This is a genomic window from Sphingobacterium sp. BS-2 (assembly GCF_046161205.1).
GTDB lineage: Bacteria > Bacteroidota > Bacteroidia > Sphingobacteriales > Sphingobacteriaceae > Sphingobacterium > Sphingobacterium mizutaii.
In genome coordinates this window covers 208,008-229,411 of the sequence record NZ_JBIXGO010000016.1, presented here as the reverse complement: position 1 = coordinate 229,411, position 21,404 = coordinate 208,008, and the positions used below count along the sequence as shown (strand labels likewise).

The window sequence follows — 21,404 nt, the reverse complement described above, 5'->3', positions numbered from 1 at the left end:
TTAGTATCCAAACAATTAAGTTACCCAATTAACGACAGAAAGCTCAAAAAGTTTGAAAAAGAACGCTTAAACCTGCTAACACTCAATTAACCGAAGTCGGTAAGTATAGGTACATGAACACATAGTACATGGCCCAACCCATAAAGACAATAATGATGATCCATACCCACCAAGGAATACCTTGAGGAGTCTCACTACCATCAATCATAAAGGTTTCGGAGTTCCCTTTCCCATAGGCGTTGATCATGATAGGGACCAGGTCGTCAATTACAGCGTTTTCTTTAATTCCAGTGATTTCGATCGCCGGACCATTACGGACTTCAAAAGGGATAATCCGAACCCCTTCCTTTCCGCCAGGATCCTTGCTGACGATACGCAATTGGTGTTTTCCGTCTACTAATTTCCGTGTATCCAGTTCAAAATTCACTGGGCTATAGGTTTCAGCAATCGGAATATTTTCGTCATCGATGAAAATAAATATTTTACTTCTTTGGCTCATAATTATCAGAATTTAAAATAAACCTTTTGATATGGTCCGTTTGTTTTTCTCCCGGTTTGATGATCATCTTTAAGAACATGCCCAATGCAATCAATGAAATCAGGATGATGGCGATGACCATAATATATTCCAGGTCGCTTTTTGGCGCTGTGCCATGAACCCAGCCCCTCAAAATTTTAGGTTGGTTTCTTTCGCACACCGGGCAGGCCATCAAAAAGGAGATGCAAGTACTAAAAAGCAGTGTCAATTGAATTTTTTTCATGATTAGTTGGATTGAGTCTTTACGAAATCTACGATTTGCTTGATATCTTCAGCTTTTACTTTTTTACCATTATTACCCCAGCTGGTCCTCTCGTAATTGATGATGGCGGCTACTTCTTTTTCAGTAAAGCCGGCATTGACGCCCACTGCTGCCATCACACCATATTCAGGTCTGCTATCATAACCGTTCATAATGATATCGACATATAATTCGAGGTCATCCCCGGTTACGACGGGACTACCCTTTAAAGGAGGGAAAGCTCCAGGTAGCCCATTGCCATCAGCTTGGTGGCATGCTTGACAATGCGCTACATATAAGGCCTCGCCATCCAATTCTTCTTCAGCTGCACCTTGGCCAGCAGCGGCTTGAGCTTTCCTTTTATATAGAAATTCTGGAACATCAGCTTCCAGTTTAACTTGTTTCAATGACTGTAAATAGGCTATCAACTGCATAGCCTCTTTGCTTGCTACGACTTTTTTTCCATTACTGGGCGCAAAATCTTCTGGGATATTGACCACTACGTCTTCCTTGGCTGGTATGGATTTGTATTCAAACAAGAAAGGATAGGCCGGCATAATGGATTCCTTGACCACGATACGCGGATTGTAAAGGTGGACCAAGTTCCATTCTTTGCTGGGCTGGCGGTTACCTACATCGGTCAAGTCAGGTCCAGTTCTTTCAGTTCCCATCAAGGTTGCGGTATTTCTCCACACATCCAGTCTTTCATTATGTGCATAGTCAGCAGCTACACTAGGTCGCTGACCGAAAACCTTATCCATATCTACATTCCTGACCTGTTGTGTATGGCAAGCCACACAGCCGTTGGCAATAAAGATTGACTTACCGGCTACAGCATCCGGAGAAAGGGGTTCAGATTGAGGAAGCGGTGCATTTATCAACTGGTTGTTCAATGCTGGAAGAATGGCAACAAAGATCGTCAACACAATGAAGAAGACCGCTGCGGTAATAAATAGTTTCTTATGATCGTCGAAAAACTCCATGATCGTTTATTTTATTTTTGAACTTTAATAGTTGATTGATTTTCAAATTGGCTGGTAATTTCTTCAGCAATGTCTAATTCTTTTACATCCGCCATCATTTTGTACAAATTATAGGCGAAAATGAGGTGAGAAAGCCACATCAGGCTACCTCCGATGGCTCTCCATAACCAGTAAGGCGCCATAAAGGTCACGCCATCGATAAATGGCTTGCCGTCTAACCACATGATTCCTTTCATGGTTGAACCATACATCAACGGCACGGTATACATGAGCATGCCGATAAAGGCAAACCAGAAATGGGCTCCAATACTGATCTGAGGCGCCTCTCTTCCGGTAAATCGCGGAACGATGGTATATATGGATGCCCAAAGGAAAAAGCTGATAATGCCGTACATGGTCAAATGCGAGTGGGCAACGGTGAAGTCGGTAAAGTGCCAAATCAGGTTGGTTTCACGAAAGGCTTCAGCAGTACCTTGCATCGACCCGGTGAAGTAAAAGATGATGCCGACCAGGAAAAAAGGCAGGATATAACTATCTCCTAGCTTATACCAGGATCCTTTAAAGGTCATCAGAAAGTTGGTTGTACCTGCTATAACAGGAATTGCCATTCCAGCACTTCCGACTATGGCAACTGTCTGTAACCACCAAGGGATAGAGCTAAACACAAAGTGGTGGCTCCCGATCAGAGTATAAAATAATATCTGGGTCCAAAAAGCGAGAATGCCTAAACTATAGGAATAAATAGGCCTATTGAGTTGCTGGGGAAGGAAATAGTACACTAGACCTAGACAAAAAAGCATAAACCACATACCAACACCTTGGTGCATGTAATAGCCTTGGATGATTGTCTCTCCGAGGCCATTCTGCCAAAAAGGTAAATAGGCTGCTAGACTAATCACAATAGTAAAGATTACCGCAGCGACTATATACCAGTTTGATATATAAATTTCCCGAGTTGTTCTTTTTGCAATGGTTTTATAGTAATTGATTAGTGTCAAAACCAATGCAATTCCAAACAGCAACATAATAGGCCAGATATATTCCCTATACTCGCCTCCGCTATTGTTAATTCCTGCCATGAGGGAAATGGTTCCCACGAACACACAGACATTGATCAAAATTAGGCTGTACCAGCCCAATTTTAAGCTATAGAGTTTGGTGTTACTGACACGAGGAACCACATAATAACCCAATCCGATCATTGCCAGGGATGCCCATCCCCAGAAGACAGCATTGGTGTGGACTGGCCTTAACCTCCCGAAGCTAAGCCAGCTAAAGCTCTCCATATCCGGAGCAACAAATTTAAAACCGAGGTATTCGCCAATGGTGGTTCCAAAAACCAACCACGCTGTTGCCGATATCAAATACCAGTTGACCATTTTAGAGAGGTCTACATCGAAGTTGGTTCTATCGGTTGATCTTTTCTTTTTGGAAACGATCGGGATACCATGGTTTTCATTGATGGACAATAGCCCTTTAGGGTCCACTGCTTTTTTGGAACCGGACAGCACGTCGGGTTTCAATCTATAATCAGCGGCTTCTTGGAAGGCTAATAGTTCTTTTTCAACCTCAGCTAAAGGCCTGTTTTCCAATTCTTGGACAATTACTTTTGCTTCATCTTTTTGGGCGTTAATGTTCAATTTAGATAACCTCCGATTGATTCTGACGAACAATAAAACTAGAATGAAAATGGTCGGTATCAAGAGCAACACTAAAGTGATAATAATGCCTGCCTTAGACCAGATGGATTCACTGGTACCATCAATGGATACAGTCTGCGCTAAGGATTCCAGGGGAAACAAGGGTATTCCAAAGAGGAAAAAGGCCAGTAACCAAGATTTCAGCTCCTGCCTGCTCTTTTGTTTGATAATTCGGGCAATTTGGCTGGAGTTCATTTTCTTGAGTGAGTTTTTCCAGAGGTTCACATTCAGTTTTGATTTCTCTTTTAAAAGAAAGGTGCTGACTTGTTTAATTCGATCAATCAGCAGGAGCACCACAATGAGAATGGACAGGAAAACTAGCAGTAGAAAACCTATCCAAAACTCAATCGGACTGATCTTGGAATGGAAAAAAATGGATTGTGTGAGTAAATCTTGGACCGATTTATCGTCCGAAAGGATTAAATTAAGAGTTAAAATAGAATTCATGTTAAATTCGATATGATCTTTGAATTTAGATTTAGCCATATTTCTAAATAAAAGGAATTTGAAGAATTCGCGATTTGATGAAAAGTCTAGTTTTCAGGAAGTCGTTAAAGTATTGCATGGAATGCAACCTACCCTCGCTTGGATTTATTTGAATAATTCAATGACTTAATTGAACAAAGTTAAGACATGAATTAATAAAAGACAAATTTATCTTTTATTAATTGCAAAGAAATTTAAACCAAGTTGTTTATAAATGATTTACAAAAAAGCTGGTCCTATTTTCAGAGGGTATTTATAGGGATTTATTGGTTTGGCTGGGCAAGTTCGCGTCGAATCCTACTCAAGGATTGGGGCGTGATTTTGAGGTAGGATGCGATATATTGTTGCGGAACCTGTAAGGCAAGTTGAGGGTATCGCTTCACAAATTCAAGATACTTGGTTTTGGAATTGCCAAAATTTAAGAAGTCGTTGTCTTTAATCTTATTCAACAAAGTAGCTTCCGTAATCGTTTTAAGGAAGATAAAGAAATTCGGGATCTGTTGGCATAATCTATCCACAACTAACTTATGGATAGCATATATTTCTGTTTCGACCACAGCCTGGAAAGCTTCACTTGCGGGGATACTGGAATAGTAGCTTTCCAAGTCAACAAAGAATTGATTTTCCTTAAAGAAATACTTGGTGATTTCATTCCCATCCTGATCAGGTTTAAAGATCCTGACGATACCGGATTCAATAAAAGCGATTTCGTGAGTAATCTGCCCTATCTCTAAGAAATAATCGGATGCTGCTAACTGTTTTTGCTTGAAGTTGGAGGCAATTACCTCGATGTCCGCATCGGAGAGAATTGCCCCAAATCTCAATATGGATTTTAACCTTTGCATTTACTTTACGATTCCTAGTTTAATAACACTATTTGCACAATCTAATATAGCCTTCTCCATTGAATGTCCTTTCCAACCCAATTCCCTTTTGGCTTTGGAAGCATCGACCTTTCTCCTAAGACCCAAATCTAATAATACGGGTTTTAAGGCGGGTTCAAAAATGGACATCAATCTAGCCATAAAATTAGGGAGGTTGGCGGTACTGATTTTCCTTTCGGGGAAATGGGTTTTTAGGACTTCAGCTACCTCCTTCATCGACATATGACCTTCAGAAGCCATGTATCGATTTCCAGCTGCTTTTTCTATTTCCATCGCATCTACCAATAATTTAGCAACAGAACGCACATCCACTATTTCAAATCCTATTTTTGGCATAGCAGGCATGTTACCCGATAAGATCTTTACGATAATATTGGCGGAGGTACCAAAATCATCCTCCAATATAGGTCCTAACATAGCCCCCGGAAGAATACTGACCAATTCCATTCCCTTTCCTTCTTCTTTGATAAAATTCCATGCAGCTTTTTCAGCAATGGTCTTACTTCTCATATATGGAGCGGTTTCCCGTTTATTGCTTTCATCGGTCCAATGATCCTCTGTAAATACATTGTCCAATTCATCAATTTGTTTTCCATATACCACTGTGGAAATGGAAGAGACCAAAACCACTCTTTTTACCTGGTTTTGCTTGGCTGCTTGAAGAACACGCAATGTCCCCTCTTTTGCAGGGATGATTAATTCATTCTCATTCTTTGGTAATTCACGAGGAAAAGGTGAGGCAGTATGGATTACATAATCCTGATTTTCACAAGCTGCTACCCATGCCCTTTTATCAAGCAGGTCAGCCTGTACGAAGGATAGGTTACTTATACTTTGTGTATGGGTGGCAATTACTTTCTGAATAGCATCTGCACGCTTCATATCCCGTAAAGAACCGGTAACCTGATATCCTCTGTTGAGCAATTCAATAGCGGTATGAGAACCCAAGAACCCGGTCACCCCTGTCAACAATACTTTTGATTTGTTCATGACTTTGAAATTTGATTAATACAAAGTACCAGAACATTCAGAAGCCCTCAATTACCAATTGGTAATAAATGAAAACAGATTATATCGCTTGACCAAAGGTAATTAGGTTATTGTCAGGATCAAGTATAGCAAATTCTTTCTGGCCCCAAGGTTTTTCTGCCAAACTTCCATTAGGATGTATGGTTACACCACGGTCTACCAATTCTTGATATAATTGTTCGATATGGTTTACTCGGATATAAACCTGACCATAGTTTTCCTCAGGAATCAAGTCCAAAAAAATAAAGAAATGAAGTTCTGCCTCATCTTTTTTTAGGATCATATAGCTTTCAAAATTGGCAAATCCTATTTCTTGAAAACCTAATTGCTGAATGTAAAAATCCTTGGTTACGGTTTTTACTCTCATGGGTAATTTTGGGCAAGCAGCTGTTAACATAGTCGAATATTTTATATGGTTAAAATAAGTATAAAATTTTAGAGCTGAAAAAGTGACTTTTTTTGAACTCCTCTCTTAAAAAAGTAAATAAAGACATCCAAACATTATACCATTTTGGTTAATATTTTTACATCATTAAAAAATATTAATGTTAAAAGAATATTATTTGGTTAAATAAATTGTATTGAAAATAAATTTTTATTTAACTTCAACAATAATTACAATCAATTGATCATGAGCCCAATTACACTAACCTGTTCAACAATCAACCTATATTCATTCGTATTTAATTTTAAATGACAAAATATATTCAAAATAAGTTCTTTTTCTAAGAAATTGTATCATAGCTGTTACATTATTTACTCATTTATAAACTCACATTATGTTAAAAACACTAACTTATCTATTCCTGTGGCTTTTTGCCATACAATTAACTTATGGGCAGGAACGAACCATTAAAGGCAAAGTCGTTGACGAACAGACCAAGTCGGGTATAGTCGGTGCGACAGTCCGATTGGACGCCAGCTCTAAAGCGACCCAAACCGATGAATTAGGAGCCTTCAGCCTTGAGGTTCCATCAGGAGACGCCAACCTTACGATCAGTATCTTGGGATACAATACTGTTAGACAGGTCGTAACAGCAGCAGACAGCATTATTACCATTTCCATGACGCCACAGACCGCTAGGATTGACGATGTTGTCGTGACTGCCTTAGGTATTCAGCGAAAGTCTAAAAGCTTGACCTATTCCACCCAATCGATTAAGGGCGAAGAACTAACCAAAGTAAAGGATGTCAATCCAATGAACAACTTGACGGGTAAAATCTCGGGAATGCAGATCAATCGGAGTTCCTCGGGGATTGGCGGATCGGTTAACATTGTTCTACGTGGTTTTAAATCGAATCGTAACAATCAACCACTTTATGTGATCGATGGACTACCGATTACTAATACCTCAGGTTCGGGTTCGGAAGGTCCTTTTGGCGGTGGACCTGATCGTGGCGATATCCTGAGCACTCTGAATGCGGATGATATCTTGAGCATCAATGTCCTAAAAGGAGCCTCGGCTTCTGCCTTATATGGTAGTCAAGGAGCTAATGGCGCCATTATGATCACGACCAAGAAAGGTGCTGAAGGAGTCCTAAAAATCGATGTGTCATCGAGCATCACCGCGGACCAAGCGTTCTATCTTCCGAAGCTACAGTACCGGTATGGACAGACCGCAGAAGGATCAGAAGAGAGCTGGGGTGATAAAGGTACTTTTGACAACCCAGTAGATGGCTTTTTCAATACCGGAACTACCTTGATCAACACCGTTTCCTTGAGTGGGGGAACTGAAAAAATGCAAAACTATTTTTCTTATGGTAACACCACAAACAAAGGAATCTTACCAACCAATTCTTTCAAACAGCATTCGGCAACCTTTAGAAATTCCAGTAATTTCTTTGACAATAAACTAAGCTTTGATGGTAGCATGATGTACTCTAAACAAGACATCCAAAACCGTCCTACTTCTGGCTTATACTTTAGCCCCATATCGGGTCTTTACATGTTTCCAAGGGGTCTGGATTTTAATAAATACAAAAACAATTACCAATACCTATCTCCTTCGAGAAACCTATACTTACAAGACTGGTGGAACATCAATGCAGATGCCGGCTTGACTGGAACACACCATTCACAAAACCCATATTGGGTATTGAACCGAAATCCAACCTTCCAATTAAGGGACAATATCATAGCACAAGGACAATTGAAATACACTATCAATGATTGGCTTTCAGTAAGTGCCCGCGGAACCCTGAACAAGCGATGGGACAAATGGGAAAGGCATGTATATGCAGGTACCCAAGGAGTGTTATCTGGCGAGAAAATCGAAGGTGTTTTAGATGATAATGGACGTTTTATGAGAGATGAGACCGAAAGCACTGCTTTGTATGGAGATTTTCTTTTCATCGGTAACAAAACCTTCGCTGAGGATTGGGACTTGAACTTTACGGCAGGTACCTCCATCAATGACACCCGTTCAAAAGGTTGGAATATCGATCAATTAAAATTGGCGGTTGCCAATAAATTCTTGTTGAGCAATATCTATAGGGATGCTCCCATCAATGTGTTAAACGAGTCCATCATTAGACGCCAGTTGCAATCTGTATTTGCGTCAACCAATATAGGTTATAAAGACAAAATATTCTTAGACCTAACAGCACGTAATGTCTGGGCTTCCACCCTAGCCAATACCCCTGAAGAGAAGAACGGCTATTTCTATTGGTCAGCAGGTTTATCAGCTGTTCTTTCTGACATGCTGAAAATGCCAAGCTTTATCAGCTATAGTAAATTAAGGCTGACCATGGCGGAAGTGGGTAATGACGTTGGAATTTATAGTACAATTCCAACCAATACCTTGGCCACCGGTATTTTGAATGCGAATGTTTCTGGACCATACCAAGGATTACCATTGCGTCCTGAAATCAGCAGAAGTTATGAAGTGGGTTATGAAGGTAGATTCTGGAACGACCGCATCAACTTCGATTTAGCCCTTTACAAAACCAATACTAAAGATCAATACTTCTCTTACGAAGCGCCAGTCGGGCAAATATTCACAACGGTATTCCTAAATGCAGGTAATGTGGAGAACAAGGGTATTGAAGCAGCATTAGGGGTAGATGTGATCAAGAAGGAGAATTTTAACTGGAACACTTCCCTGAATTTCACGGCAAATCGGAACAAGATTTTGGAATTGGCGCCAAAACTAGGCGAGCGATACTCCGTTGGAGGCAACTACAACGTTCTAAGATTGAATGGCTCTTTCGGTGATTTCTGGGCAAGAACCTTCTTGCGTGATGAGAATGGAGTCATGGTGGTGGATGATGAGGGAAGGCCTCAGATCGGACCTGAAGGATATATTGGCAACAACAACCCGAAATCTATTGTGGGATGGAACAACACTATCAATTATGGCAAATTCGGATTAAGCTTTACAATCGATGCACGATTTGGGGGACAGGTTATTTCGCTTACTGATGGTTACTTGAATTCATTTGGGGTCAGCGAAGAAAGTGCTGCAGCTAGGGATGCTGGTGGCTTGGATATCCCAGCAGTAAAGAAAGATGGTACACCTTGGCAAGGAAAGATTCCTGCGCATGCTTATTATAGCGCTGTTGGAAATCGAGATGGCATCGTAGAGGGTCAGGTTTATGATGCTACCAATATCCGTATGCGTGAAATATCATTGAGTTATGGGCTACCCATCAAATGGAAGGGTGTCAAGAGCGCAACGGTTTCATTGACCGGTAGGAACTTGTTTTTCTTCCGGAATGATGCCCCATACGACCCTGAATTAAATACCACTACAGGTGTTGGAGGTCAAGGTTACGACTCTTTTGCCCTACCAACTACCCGCAGCTATGGACTAAACCTTAAAGTATCCTTTTAACAAGCAAGAAAAACGAAATGAAGACATTAAAATCATACTATAAACTAACCGGAATATTATTGAGCAGCCTTTTCTTGACGTTAAGCTGTACCAAAGATTTCAGGGAATTAAACACAAACCCAGCGGGAGTAACCGATGAGGAGGCAATGGGTGATTTTGCCTTAGTGGCATCATTTTTAGCTCAAGGCCAAAGGGCCATCCTTCCAGAAAATGTAAATGAGTACCAGGTTTCATACAATTTGGCAGGCGATTCTTACGGAGGATATTTTGCCGCGCAAGCACCCTTTGTAGGTAATGCAAACAACTTGACCTACAGCTTAGTCCCTGGATGGTATTCCTCCCTTTGGGTAGATCGCTATATCCGAGGGATGAATCCGATAGCTAGGGTGGAGCTGATGACCAGGAATGATGAAAAGTTGAGCGATATATTTGCCTTTTCAAAAATATTGAAGGTTTCTGCAATGCACCGCACGTCCGATAAATTTGGCCCCATCATCTACAGTAAATACAATGCTCCAGATGACAATGATCAAATCCAGTATGACAGCCAACAGGATGCCTATATGAACTTCTTCAAGGATTTGGACACAGCAACCACTATCCTAAAGACTTACAAAGGCAAGGAGGTGTCAGCAGCGATGAAAAAGTCTGACATGGCTTACACCGAAAACAATTACGACCGTTGGCTTCGAATTGCAAACACTTTGAGGTTGAGGCTTGCCCTTCGAATCGCATTCAAGGATGCTGCACTAGCCAAGACTGAAGGTGAAAAAGCCTTAAACCCAGAAAACGGCGGATTATTGGAAGCCACATCAGATAACTGCTTTATCAAATTAAGCACCGACCATCCCCTGAATATCCTCACAACAACATGGAGTGATACACGGATGAATGCCAGCATAGAGACATTTCTAGGCGGCTATAAAGACCCACGTCTAGCAGAGTTATTCCTACCAGCAACAGATCCTGCGGTTAGAGGCCAATTTAAAGGGATCCGTACTGGAATTGATATCGATGCAAAAAGCAGGTATGACAATTATTCGAAATTGCTTCCCCAACCTAATCGTATGCAGTTAATGGTAGCATCAGAGAGCTGGTTCTTAAAGGCTGAGGCAGCCTTGAGAGGATGGAGCAATGCTGGCGATGCAAAAACCAACTATGAGACCGGAATTGAAAGGTCTTTTGAAATGTATGGTTTAAGCGCACAAGCGGCAGCTTACAAAAACAATGCTACCAATAAACCTATGCCTTACATAGACCCAAAAGCAATCAAAGCAGGACAAAATGATATCCTGCTAGGCTCTCCATATTTGAGTACCATTACCATTGCTTGGAATGAAGGCGATAGCAGGGACAGAAAATTAGAAAGGATCATCACCCAGAAATGGATTTCAATGTTCCCTGATGGAGATGAAGCCTGGGCAGAGTATCGTCGTTCGGGATATCCTATACTTTTTCCAGTGGTGGTCAATTACAGTAACAACACGATTCCATCGGTTCCAGGAATCAGAAGGATGCCTTATCCAGAAAGGGAATACAATAGCAATAGTGCAGCAGTGAATGAAGCTGTGAAAATGCTAGGAGGACCAGATAATGGCGGAACGAGACTATGGTGGGACGTAGAAAATAAAAAATTATAGTTAAATAATTGAGTGATAATTTGATGAGCGGAGAGGATAATTCCTACTCCGCTTTTTTATTTCATTCTCGTTCATTTCCGAACAGAATATGTCCGAAAATGAACAGCACCGGCCCCAATCAAACTACAACCGATTGATATTAACCCTCTTAGCTCACTGGCAATAATATTGCTAATCGAAACAAAACATTAGCACTATTAAAAGACCTGAGCATGAAGTGGAGTTATATAAAAATTGCCTGGCGGAACATCAGTAAGAAAAAACTTCAGAACATCATCAATTTAATTGGATTGATCTGCGGTATCACCTTTGTTATGATTGTCGCTGCCTATATTTGGGATGCTAAGCAGGTTAATGCCCAGCTCAAGAATAAGGACCAGCAATATTTATTGCAGAGCAGTTATAAAAAAGAAGGGCTAGGATTAGAACTCACCACCCTAGGCGCACTACCAAAAGCTTTGGCAGAGGAATATCCGCAGCTTGTCAAAAATTATTATCGAATTGATGGATTGACTTGTATTGTTTCCAATGGCACTGACAAGTTTGAAGAAGGGGCTAGTTTAGGAGATCCGACCTTATTATCCATGTTTGGATTCGAGCTTCATGCCGGAGATGTCAACACCGCATTAAAAGATCCTTTTACACTGGTTATTACCGAAGCTGCAGCCCTAAAGTACTTCGGTCGTATTGATGCCCTAGGCGAACAGCTATCCATTAGAAATTTCAATGGAGAGAAGCATGATTTTATGGTGACCGGGATTATTAAACCCAGTTATCAAAATTCGGTCTTGGAGTTGACTCCAGCCCTGAAAAGTGACTTCTTTTTACCCATTGCTTCCGAGAAATATTTTGGTCGAGACATTGATAATTGGGAAAATCCTTATATCGCTGGATTCGTTGAATTGCAAAAAGATGTTTCTCCAGCTCAGCTTAGCCATGCCATAAAAACCCTAGTCAGCAAACATACGGACAAGGAATTTTCGGATAATTATAGCCCAGACTTAAAGCCATTGAAGACCTATTATTTGGAGAGTAACAATGGCGCCATTCAAAAAATGATTGATATCCTGCTTTATATTGCTGGATTCATCCTATTAATGGCCATTATTAATTTTATCAATTTCAATCTAGGTCAAAATATCGGTCGCTTAAAAGAAATCGGAATCAGGAAGATCATGGGTGCTCGCGCTAATCAAATAGCCAGCTTACTACTCACCGAATATGTGATTCTTCTCTGTCTGATTTTATTGATCTGTCTCCCATTATATGTCCTTGCTTTGCCGCTTTTTGAGAATATTTTCATGCGAAAGCTGCCTCAGATTACGGAATTGCCATATTACTTTTATTTAGGGATCTTCTTATTTTCTATATTGATCGGCTTATTATCCGGCTTTTATCCGGCCATCAAACTTTCAAGAAACAGCCTATTAAACTCTGTAAAGCTTCAATTTGACAAGGTAAAAAACAAACAAAACATCCGGAAAGCTTTGCTTTTCCTTCAGTTTACCACAGCAATCGTTATTCTGACCTCCAGCATTATTATTGCCAGACAAATCCAATTGTTTGTCAAAAGTGACTTGGGTTATAATAAAGATTATATCCTTACGGTACAAACAACAAGAGATTGGAGCCCGGAGGGTGTCCGCAAAACGCAAACCATCCAACAGGAATTAGAAAAACTAAATGAAATAGAAGAGATCAGTCTGTCCTATGAAACCCCTAACAATATCGTTGGGAAAGCTGAAATCGCCTTAATGGACAAGTCGGAAGAGGCAATCAATTCTCAAATGATAATATCAGATTCCAAATTTGCCGACACCTATCAGATCCCGATGATTGCAGGTCAATTTTTCACCTCCAACCTGGTTGATTCCATGGCTCCTCAGGAGGTGGTCATCAATCGGAAAGCAATGCAGGTTTTGGGGATTGAGCATGCCGATGAATTAATCGGTAGAAATTTAAGAATTAACGGTTCCCAAGATCCTGTAAAAGTCGTTGGGATCACGGAAAACTTTATCCCTAATTCAATGCACAGCCCTAATACTGCTATTATTTGGCTGAATGTTGCCCAAAATAATTATTACCGGTATTTCAATATCCGCATGAAACCGGGATCTATTTCAAATTCCATCCAAAACATAGAGAAGAAATGGCACTACCTTATGCCTGAAGCTCCCTTTGAATACCATTTTATGGAAGAGAATATCCGCAAAATGTATGAAACCGAATTGCAGCTGTACAGAGCCTCTATATCCGCGACAGTTATCACACTTATTATCGTTTGCTTAGGCATCATGGGATTGGTTTCATTATCGATTAGCGCCAGAAGTAAAGAAGTAGGGATGCGGAAAATACTAGGTGCAAAACTATCGGACTTGCTGGTCTTGTTTTCCAAAGAGTATTACCTGTTATTTATTACCTCTGTATTGACGGCTGTACCTATCAGTTTCTTTATGATGAAGAAATGGCTCACTAATTATGAATTTAGGATACAGATTTCTGCATGGAATTATTTGTTGCCTATCCTCCTCCTGTTGGGCTTATTGGCTGGCTTAATCCTCATTATCTTATACCGAAACGGAAGAGGCAATCCTATTCAAAGGTTAAAGGAAGAATAAAACATGATACAATAAAAAAGCCGGTTAATACCGGCTTTTTTAGTAGTTTATACTGTTGGCAACTGATAACCATTATGGTATTTGGCAGCCAAGTAGCCATTAGCTTCTTCATCAGTAAATTTCGCTTTGTTTTTATCCCAATAGAGCTTCTTCCCTGTTCGGTAAGCGATATTCCCCATTTGGGACAAGATGGCGATATGCGCTCCAGCCTCCACAGGTGCATGCAGGATGCTCTTATCTTTAGTGCGGATTGCGGTTACAAAGTTTTCCATGTGCTTTTCCAAGCCATTATCTTTTGACGGTTGATGCGGAACAGCTTCCATCCTACCTTTCTCCGGAATGACTTCCCATCCCCCTCTATTCACCACCAAGGTTCCATTGTTTCCAATGAAAGAAACGCCATGATCTTTTCCATAAGGACCTAAGTCGATCCCTGTGGCCTGTTCCCATTGCAGGTAAAAATCATCGAAAGCGAAAACAGTGGTTAGTGAATCTGGAGTCTCCGCTGCATCATCTGGATAGGCAAATTTACCTCCAGTCGCCATAATAGAATTAGGGTTAGACACCTTCATGCCGATCAATGCAAAGTCCAACATGTGCACTCCCCAGTCAGTCATCAAGCCACCTGCATAATCCCAGAACCATCTAAAATCAAAATGGAAGCGATTAGGATTGAAAGGTCTTTTGGTAGCTGGACCTAACCATTTATCATAGTGGACGCCAGCAGGAGCAGCCGAATCTGGCTTCACGGGGATACTCTTCATCCATCCTTGGTAAGCCCAAGCTTTTACCGATCTGATCTTTCCTAATTTACCACTGTGCACAAAGTCCATCGCATCCCTAAAATGCTGTTGACTCCGTTGCCATTGACCAACCTGCACAATCTTATTGTACTTTTTATCGGCTGCCAGCATCACCTCACATTCCTTGATCGAATTACCTAAAGGCTTTTCCACATACACATGCTTCCCAGCTTTTACCGCATCGACCATCATCATGCAATGCCAATGATCAGGCGTACCAACAATAACTGCGTCGATATTGGGATCTTTCAATAGATCTTTATATTCAATGTATTTTTTGACCTTGATGTTTTTTTGTTCCAATTCTGCCGCCCTTTTGTTCAGCACATTCTCATCCACATCACATAGCGCTGTACAGGTAACATTATTTATTTTCAATATCGCATTCAGGTTTGACCAGCCCATGCCATTTGCGCCGATCAGTCCGATATGCAAGGGAGCATCCTGATTCGCGAAAGCTTCGGTTTTAAAAAGCAAAGTCGAGGCGGCAAGCACGCCGGCACTCTTGAGAAAATCTTTTCTTTTCATTTATAGTTGATGTTTTAGGTTTTAAAATAAGGTGTATAATAATGGTGTAATTTACATTTCATTAAGATACAAAAAATCTGAAAAAATAAGCGGTTTTTAATTTCAAAGAATTGACTCCTAGTAGTTGAGGATATTTTAGTATATTGTTATAAGCAAAAAAATGTACCCTATGGAAGAAAGTACTCCTTTTAAGCCGATAAACTTACTCATCGTCGAAGACCAACAGATTATCGTAGATGGCCTGATCATGATCTTGAATGGTCATCCAAAATTTGGCGAAATCAATTCCTGCACGGACACCAACGAACTTTTAACTGCCATCCAAACATACAAGCCAGATGTGATCCTAATGGATTTCAACATGCCCAATATGGATGGTATCCAATGTATAGAAGCCGTCTTGGAGACCAATCCTGAGCAGAAGATTTTGATGTTGACTGGTTATGATGATACCGAACTCATTCGGGAGGCGTTACGAAAAGGTGCTTTAGGATACGTTTTGAAAAACATAGCCAAGGATGAATTGATCAAAGCAATTGTAGCAGTAAATGACAGGAAACGACACCTGGACCAGCAGGTACAGAACAAGGTGGTGGAAGCTTTCTTGATGAATGAAGACCATAGCAAAGTTGAACAGTCTTCGAATAAAGATGCATTCAATCTATCAAACCGAGAAATTGAAATCTTGAAACTGATCGCTGAAGGAAAACCAAGCAGCAAGATAGCCGATCAACTATTTATCAGTGCCAACACCGTAGATACGCATAGGAAAAACATCATGGCTAAATGTGGCGTCAAAAAGATCACCGAGCTTATCACCTTTGCCAACAAAAACCAGCTGCTTTAAGCCTTGAGTGGAAGGGTAATCGAAAAAAAGGAACCCGCATCCAACTTGCTATCGACTTCAAACTTCCCTCCGATCAATTGAGATCTGGTCAATATACTCTTTAGGCCCAAACCCATTGTATTCTCTGGTGCATAAACAAAACCTTTCCCATTATCTTCTAGACTGATGATCAGCTCCGATTCATTGTCGATCAATTGAATATTGATTTCGGTTGCTTGAGCGTGCTTCACCATATTATTAAGTAACTCTTGAATAATCATATAGATGTGGACTTCCATATTCGCAGAAAGGTTCTTGGAATCATATTGCTGGAAAAGATTGAACTTGATATTCGGATAACTCGATTTGATATGGTTGACCAATTCCTGGATGGCAGCTTTTAACCCCAATTTGCTAAGCGAAATAGGCATCAGGTTATGCGAGATCGTCCGGATATCGGCATTGACCCGATCCACATCCTGCATCAATTTATGGATATCTTCCGCTACTCTTGGATCATCCAATTGATCTTGCAGATGGGTCAGCTTCATGCGGATTGCCGACAATTGGACTCCAGAACTATCATGCAGTTCTTGGGCTATCCTCTTTCGCTCCTGCTCCACGGTCGCCATCAACAATTTGGTATCCTCCTCCTGCTTCTTACCCAATTCCAACAGCATGGCATTATGCTGCTCGTACATTTTTTTTAACCGCAGCATCATCAGTGTAAATACAATCAGTACTTCCCAGACCATCGACCACAGCATCAGATTCTGTACATGGATGGTCCAAAGGAAGAAGGGGACCTTAGAGATTACATCCAATTCTAGATTGAAATAATACTGGCCCAATTGCCTAATGCTGGTCGTCAAGATCGTATAGGCATGCGGAGCAAATGCAATCATAAACCAGATTGTTTCGGTCTTGTTCCTTTGCCTGGTCAATAAAATGACCAATATGTACAAAATGATTCCACAGGTAATGGAGAACATGATGGTGTTCAGCTTTTGGATCCAGGAAAATATGGTATGGGGAATCCATTGATAGAACATAGCAATAAAGGTCAACAGCAAGGAACAGAGGACAAAGATCCAAAGTATCCTATCTAATTTCTTGACAAAGCGCCTGGTAACAAAATATTCCCGAAAGAAACTGACACCAAAAATCAGGTACAGATTGGTAAAGATATAACTGGATATATTCTGAACCGAGGGATATTCTCCCCACAGGTACTTATAAGAAAGTCCTAAATCTGAATAGATATAACAGGCCCCAAAGAGGATATAAAAGAAGAAAGCCCATTGCTTTCTTTCCTTGGTCAGCACCAATGTGATTCCCAAGATAAAAAGGAAAGCGGTAGTGATAAAAAAGAAGTAAGAAATGGTGGTGGTCTCTTTAAGGTAATAGGCCTCACGCTCATGTTTATCCCAGAGCAACAAATTGAAATTGATGGCAGAATAGTCTGAATGAACCTTGACATAGTAACTGCCTATCTCCAACGGCTGCAATTCTATGGAGAAGATCAGGTTTTGATGCTTTACCGTCCGATTACTAAATGGGTAACTCGAACCTAGGATCTTAACCAAAACAAAGCGCTCCCCTATTTTTTTGTACAGGGTGAGGGAGTTAAGATTGGGATTGGTAAATTCTAGATACAGATTTCTAGCAACGGAATCCTGATTGGCAAGATTGATCCGCACCCATAGATTCCCATCTTCCTTCCCAAAATTATAGATAGGCTCCTGAAAAGCTTGAAATTGATTTTCGGCTGGTAGGCTATCCTTTGCCGACCTATCGTAATAGAAGGCAGTCGAACTGGCAATATTGAGGTGTTCTGCGGTATCTGGCAACAAGATGGTTTGCGCTTCCAATCTATTGGAAAACAAAACGAAGAGCAGACTAACTGCCATTGTCCATATCAAACCATGCAGCTTCATTATCCTAATTTACAGTTTAATCTCGTAGAAAACCTAGCTAAAGCACTATAAAATAAGGTCTTTCAGAGGAATATCACCTTTTCAGGTTAGTCAAATACACCAAAAAAGGGATTTGATCAAAATCCTCTTTTCGGATGTTTTATGCGGATAAAAATTGTCGTCACTTTGAGTTAACAAATCAGAAAGGAGAAAAATATGAAAACCTTTAAAATAAAATCGCTCTTGTTCGGCCTAGCTTTGATTGGCTTAAATTATCTTCAAAGTTCATGTAGCCGCTATTACTACCAGCCTAATGCTGTCAATGCTCCGATGATGAAAGAAAAAGGGGACCTAAAAATTGGTATTTCTGGAACCACTAGTTCCGAGGATTTAAACGGTACCAATACCAGTTCCTCCATTATCAATCTACAAACCGCCTACTCCCCTATCAAGTATTTGGGCGTGATGGTCAATTACTCCAATTACAACTATAACTTTAATGAAGAAGACCCATCCAAAGGAAATGTGGATGCGCATGCTGGGCTCTTTGAAGGTGGAGTTGGAGGTTATTATCCCATTATTGCACGTGAAAACGGATTTGGTTTGATCGCCGATACCTATGTCGGTTATGGTGGCGGTAAATTGAGTAGTGATGTGAATATGAACTTTAACAGGACCTTTATCCAACCTGGAATATCCTTAACATTCCCTTACTTCGATGTAGGTTTAGCAACAAGAATTTCAGGTATAAAATACAGTAATTTTGATGCCAATGGAATGACTCCTGAATATATCAGCGAACATAAATTGGATAATATCACAGATAAAAGGCATTATTTCTTTGAGCCCGCCTTCACCTTAAGGGCAGGATATAAATTTGTCAAGGCCGAGTTACAAGTTGTGGGCAGTACGCCAATGAGTGAGGTAGACTGGGAAAGCAAGGGCACGGTTGTTACCTTCGGAATCCACTTCTCCTTGATGGATGCGATAAAATTTGCAAAAGAAAAGTAAGGATATATAGCTAAAAGACCGGAGCAAACATTTGCTCCTGTCTTTTTATTTAAGGACCCACTTCAAGGGTTTCTTGATTTTTTCAAGCTCTTGTTCCACTGCTTTATTCCATTCTTCAGCCGAACTGACCTTTACTGCTCGGTTCCAAACAGCGCCATTGTAATACACAAAATCTTGATCGTTCATAGCTTGGCTTGATAATAAAAATTGTTCAGGCCTTTCGGAATCTATGCTGACCTTCTGCTTTGGAATAATGACCGCTATTCCGGTCTGTCCATTTTTAGCAATTTCCGGTTCCCAATAGGCCAATGTTTCATTTTTTGGTCCAATGGCCAATTTTGGTTGATCTTCTTTTCGTCTAGCCACTCCAATGGCAATAGCAGTAGAATTGGCCGTTTTATTTTGAACCTGTAAAACTATCTTATTGAAATTACTGCCTGCATCCAAGCTTATTATCTTCGTCAATTTCACTTCCTGACCATCCAACTCTTCCGGATCATACTCCAACCTGAAAGTGCTCCGTAAAGGCCCATTATCCAAAATCTGGTATTGACGATAATGTTTAGTATAATGCAAGCCATTATTGGATAGCAAAGCTACATCTCCTGCCCCGAGCGTTTGTCCAACGGTATAATAATCCATTCCTTCTCCTGTATCTTGATGATAGTTTTCAACCTTATACCATTTATTTATGATCAACTTATCAGTTCTTTTTGCCCAGTAATCCATCCCCTGACCATCATCTTTTCGACCTTCCAATGCCTTTCCATATAAGCGGAAAGCAACAACATCATTTTCCCAAGCAAAATCATCAAGGCGTTCAGGCACATAGCGTGCAAAAGTCTTTGGCTCTATCCTAGTTCTAGGTTCTTTGTCCAGTGTATATTTTATGGTAGAGCCTGCCGGTAGCTCCACTTGGATCAGTACATTCACTGGATTAGCTGTTCCCAATTTTTCTAATTGATAGGGAATATGCTGATTGTTTTCATTGCGAATACTAAAGACGGTATCGACCTTAAAATGTTCCTTGAATTTTTGAAAGGGAATGGAAAGCAATTCTTTTCTGGCATGCTGACTTGGATTTTTTACCTGAATATATTGGGCCTGGCAAAATGCCAAACAGTTGACTATGATTAGGCAGGTCAATAGGATTCTCTTCATAGCTACTAATTTCAGAAAATGTATCTATTGAAAAAAGAGATATTTTAGCCAAACCATTAACGAATCGCCTGAATGCTTTTGATATTTATGCCATTGAAGCAACCATCTTGACAATTACCTACTACATAACCCGCAATAGATATCATACCGTTATTTTTAGTTTCAAAATACACCTTTGCATTTGCACGTTTTATGATCCAGTCAGTTTCGGCTAATTTATAAATTTCATCCAGGGTCTTTATTTGTGATGCGTAATCTACCTTGGTCCCCAATTTCCCAAGATTATTTTCATCCTCAACCCACTGTAAATATTCAAGTAGTGTAATCCCATCTTTTTTTAAGGATTCCTCAAATTCTTTCCCCCTTTTCTTTAAGATCTCATCCAACTCTTTTGCAGTCCAGCCATTTGGCGGCAATTGCACAGATTCAAATTTTGTAAAATAAAATTCCCGTTTTACAACCTTTCCGGACTTGACTGTTAACTTAGTTTCCCAAGAATAACCAAAAAAGGAATTCCCCGTAACAATGTAAAAGTAGCTGTTGTTGCTGCTAGCTTTAAATTTCTGAAAAACATCATAACTTTCCTTAAATTCAGAATCGAATTTAAGATCAGACTTCTCGCAGGATAGAAATAAAAAAGGAATCAGCAAGGCAATAATAATTGATTTAATTCGCATGGCTAGAGATATTTAGATGTATAAATTTTGGTTTTATAGTATAACGAATGATGATTTGTTTTTGCCACAGGTGGTTATAAAAAACTGGAAGAGGTCGATGTAATTTTATTTCTTGATTTTTATTGAAAGAAAAGTGTATTGAATCACATGACATCGGGATGGAGGCAAATTACTGCATTTCCTTTTGACCTTATTCGAGACACATTCGGAATTTTTGCAAGCTGTATAAAGGGTTGGTTGAAGAGGCTTCGGATGGATGTCGAAAAATGATCGGATTTTGATGGGTGAAGGGTTGGAATAAAATGAGAAAATATCGGAAGGATTTTGGAGCTTTTCCCGAATATGCCTCGAATGAGTCTCGAATGAGAGTAAGGTGATTGGGTTGGTTTTTTCGGGATGAGATATTTTTTGGATAGCTAAAAAAAGATGAAGTTTTTTTCATTTTTTAAAAGGGTAAATGATTTGAATTTGAGTTCAAATATTTAGACATTTTTAAGTCTTAGATTGTTTTTAAATATAGGAAAATTAAA

Annotated in this window: 16 protein-coding genes; 5 read left to right on the top strand and 11 right to left on the bottom strand. The window is 40.1% G+C overall.

Translation table 11 applies throughout. The annotated features are described in order from the left end of the window. Nucleotides 1-82: 82 nt before the first annotated feature. The 7 genes from ACK2WI_RS07945 to ACK2WI_RS07915 form a co-directional block, all read right to left on the bottom strand. A complete protein-coding gene (locus tag ACK2WI_RS07945; RefSeq protein ID WP_093098804.1) occupies nt 83-499 on the bottom strand; it encodes a cytochrome C in 417 nt (138 codons plus the stop codon). Then, nucleotides 483-761, bottom strand: a complete 279-nt coding sequence (locus tag ACK2WI_RS07940) for a hypothetical protein (protein WP_313367075.1) — start codon at nt 759-761, stop codon at nt 483-485. Before ACK2WI_RS07940 ends, ACK2WI_RS07945 begins: the two co-directional genes overlap by 17 nt. Before the next feature lie 2 nt (nt 762-763). Continuing rightward, nucleotides 764-1,762 (bottom strand): cbb3-type cytochrome c oxidase subunit II, encoded by a 999-nt coding sequence (locus ACK2WI_RS07935; RefSeq protein ID WP_409150292.1) that lies wholly within the window; start codon nt 1,760-1,762, stop codon nt 764-766. 11 nt (nt 1,763-1,773) lie between these two features. After that, the gene (locus ACK2WI_RS07930; protein ID WP_409150291.1) at nt 1,774-3,909 is read right to left on the bottom strand and encodes a cbb3-type cytochrome c oxidase subunit I; all 2,136 of its coding nucleotides are present in this window, start codon (nt 3,907-3,909) and stop codon (nt 1,774-1,776) included. A 302-nt stretch (nt 3,910-4,211) separates the two neighbouring features. After that, nucleotides 4,212-4,793 (bottom strand): Crp/Fnr family transcriptional regulator, encoded by a 582-nt coding sequence (locus ACK2WI_RS07925; RefSeq protein WP_409150290.1) that lies wholly within the window; start codon nt 4,791-4,793, stop codon nt 4,212-4,214. Continuing rightward, on the bottom strand, nt 4,794-5,822 hold the full coding sequence (locus tag ACK2WI_RS07920) for an SDR family oxidoreductase (protein WP_409150289.1): 1,029 nt from the start codon (nt 5,820-5,822) through the stop codon (nt 4,794-4,796). It lies immediately after the preceding gene. 79 nt (nt 5,823-5,901) lie between these two features. Continuing rightward, nucleotides 5,902-6,228 (bottom strand): VOC family protein, encoded by a 327-nt coding sequence (locus ACK2WI_RS07915; RefSeq protein ID WP_312697362.1) that lies wholly within the window; start codon nt 6,226-6,228, stop codon nt 5,902-5,904. 412 nt (nt 6,229-6,640) lie between these two features. Between ACK2WI_RS07915 and ACK2WI_RS07910 the strand changes: the two genes are divergently transcribed. The 3 genes from ACK2WI_RS07910 (at nt 6,641) to ACK2WI_RS07900 (ending at nt 13,952) form a co-directional block, all read left to right on the top strand. Further along, nucleotides 6,641-9,694: a SusC/RagA family TonB-linked outer membrane protein gene (locus tag ACK2WI_RS07910; RefSeq protein WP_409150288.1), complete on the top strand. Its 3,054-nt coding sequence runs from the start codon at nt 6,641-6,643 to the stop codon at nt 9,692-9,694. 17 nt (nt 9,695-9,711) lie between these two features. Next, complete coding sequence (locus tag ACK2WI_RS07905; RefSeq protein WP_409150287.1) at nt 9,712-11,334, top strand: SusD/RagB family nutrient-binding outer membrane lipoprotein; 1,623 nt, start codon at nt 9,712-9,714, stop codon at nt 11,332-11,334. A 212-nt stretch (nt 11,335-11,546) separates the two neighbouring features. Beyond that, nucleotides 11,547-13,952, top strand: coding sequence for an ABC transporter permease (locus tag ACK2WI_RS07900; RefSeq protein ID WP_409150286.1), 2,406 nt, complete (start codon nt 11,547-11,549; stop codon nt 13,950-13,952). Nucleotides 13,953-13,999: 47 nt separating this feature from the next. Here the strand turns inward: ACK2WI_RS07900 and ACK2WI_RS07895 are convergent, their stop codons facing one another. Then, nucleotides 14,000-15,283 (bottom strand): Gfo/Idh/MocA family protein, encoded by a 1,284-nt coding sequence (locus ACK2WI_RS07895; protein ID WP_409150285.1) that lies wholly within the window; start codon nt 15,281-15,283, stop codon nt 14,000-14,002. 169 nt (nt 15,284-15,452) lie between these two features. Between ACK2WI_RS07895 and ACK2WI_RS07890 the strand changes: the two genes are divergently transcribed. Next, nucleotides 15,453-16,130 (top strand): response regulator, encoded by a 678-nt coding sequence (locus ACK2WI_RS07890; protein ID WP_409150284.1) that lies wholly within the window; start codon nt 15,453-15,455, stop codon nt 16,128-16,130. Here the strand turns inward: ACK2WI_RS07890 and ACK2WI_RS07885 are convergent. After that, entirely contained in the window at nt 16,127-18,046 is a 1,920-nt protein-coding gene (locus ACK2WI_RS07885; protein ID WP_409150283.1) for a 7TM-DISM domain-containing protein, read from the bottom strand. The genes ACK2WI_RS07890 and ACK2WI_RS07885 overlap by 4 nt on opposite strands. Nucleotides 18,047-18,241: 195 nt before the next feature. Here ACK2WI_RS07885 and ACK2WI_RS07880 point away from each other — a divergent pair, with 195 nt between their 5' ends. After that, entirely contained in the window at nt 18,242-19,036 is a 795-nt protein-coding gene (locus ACK2WI_RS07880) for a hypothetical protein (protein WP_409150282.1), read from the top strand. Nucleotides 19,037-19,081: 45 nt separating this feature from the next. Here the strand turns inward: ACK2WI_RS07880 and ACK2WI_RS07875 are convergent, their stop codons facing one another. Both ACK2WI_RS07875 and ACK2WI_RS07870 read right to left on the bottom strand, forming a co-directional pair. Beyond that, nucleotides 19,082-20,197: a DUF4861 family protein gene (locus tag ACK2WI_RS07875; protein ID WP_409150281.1), complete on the bottom strand. Its 1,116-nt coding sequence runs from the start codon at nt 20,195-20,197 to the stop codon at nt 19,082-19,084. Nucleotides 20,198-20,253: 56 nt separating this feature from the next. Beyond that, nucleotides 20,254-20,874, bottom strand: coding sequence for a hypothetical protein (locus ACK2WI_RS07870; protein ID WP_409150280.1), 621 nt, complete (start codon nt 20,872-20,874; stop codon nt 20,254-20,256). Between the last annotated feature and the right edge of the window lie 530 nt (nt 20,875-21,404).

What these genes read in the sequence shown, in the direction of transcription:
- ACK2WI_RS07895 (WP_409150285.1), bottom strand. Translation starts at nt 15,283, where the DNA reads ATGAAAAGAAAAGATTTTCTCAAGAGTGCCGGCGTGCTTGCCGCCTCG.
- ACK2WI_RS07945 (WP_093098804.1), bottom strand. Translation starts at nt 499, where the DNA reads ATGAGCCAAAGAAGTAAAATATTTATTTTCATCGATGACGAAAATATT.
- ACK2WI_RS07920 (WP_409150289.1), bottom strand. Translation starts at nt 5,822, where the DNA reads ATGAACAAATCAAAAGTATTGTTGACAGGGGTGACCGGGTTCTTGGGT.
- ACK2WI_RS07875 (WP_409150281.1), bottom strand. Translation starts at nt 20,197, where the DNA reads ATGAAGAGAATCCTATTGACCTGCCTAATCATAGTCAACTGTTTGGCA.
- ACK2WI_RS07880 (WP_409150282.1), top strand. Translation starts at nt 18,242, where the DNA reads ATGAAAACCTTTAAAATAAAATCGCTCTTGTTCGGCCTAGCTTTGATT.
- ACK2WI_RS07870 (WP_409150280.1), bottom strand. Translation starts at nt 20,874, where the DNA reads ATGCGAATTAAATCAATTATTATTGCCTTGCTGATTCCTTTTTTATTT.
- ACK2WI_RS07915 (WP_312697362.1), bottom strand. Translation starts at nt 6,228, where the DNA reads ATGAGAGTAAAAACCGTAACCAAGGATTTTTACATTCAGCAATTAGGT.
- ACK2WI_RS07930 (WP_409150291.1), bottom strand. Translation starts at nt 3,909, where the DNA reads ATGAATTCTATTTTAACTCTTAATTTAATCCTTTCGGACGATAAATCG.
- ACK2WI_RS07910 (WP_409150288.1), top strand. Translation starts at nt 6,641, where the DNA reads ATGTTAAAAACACTAACTTATCTATTCCTGTGGCTTTTTGCCATACAA.
- ACK2WI_RS07935 (WP_409150292.1), bottom strand. Translation starts at nt 1,762, where the DNA reads ATGGAGTTTTTCGACGATCATAAGAAACTATTTATTACCGCAGCGGTC.
- ACK2WI_RS07905 (WP_409150287.1), top strand. Translation starts at nt 9,712, where the DNA reads ATGAAGACATTAAAATCATACTATAAACTAACCGGAATATTATTGAGC.
- ACK2WI_RS07890 (WP_409150284.1), top strand. Translation starts at nt 15,453, where the DNA reads ATGGAAGAAAGTACTCCTTTTAAGCCGATAAACTTACTCATCGTCGAA.
- ACK2WI_RS07900 (WP_409150286.1), top strand. Translation starts at nt 11,547, where the DNA reads ATGAAGTGGAGTTATATAAAAATTGCCTGGCGGAACATCAGTAAGAAA.
- ACK2WI_RS07940 (WP_313367075.1), bottom strand. Translation starts at nt 761, where the DNA reads ATGAAAAAAATTCAATTGACACTGCTTTTTAGTACTTGCATCTCCTTT.
- ACK2WI_RS07925 (WP_409150290.1), bottom strand. Translation starts at nt 4,793, where the DNA reads ATGCAAAGGTTAAAATCCATATTGAGATTTGGGGCAATTCTCTCCGAT.
- ACK2WI_RS07885 (WP_409150283.1), bottom strand. Translation starts at nt 18,046, where the DNA reads ATGAAGCTGCATGGTTTGATATGGACAATGGCAGTTAGTCTGCTCTTC.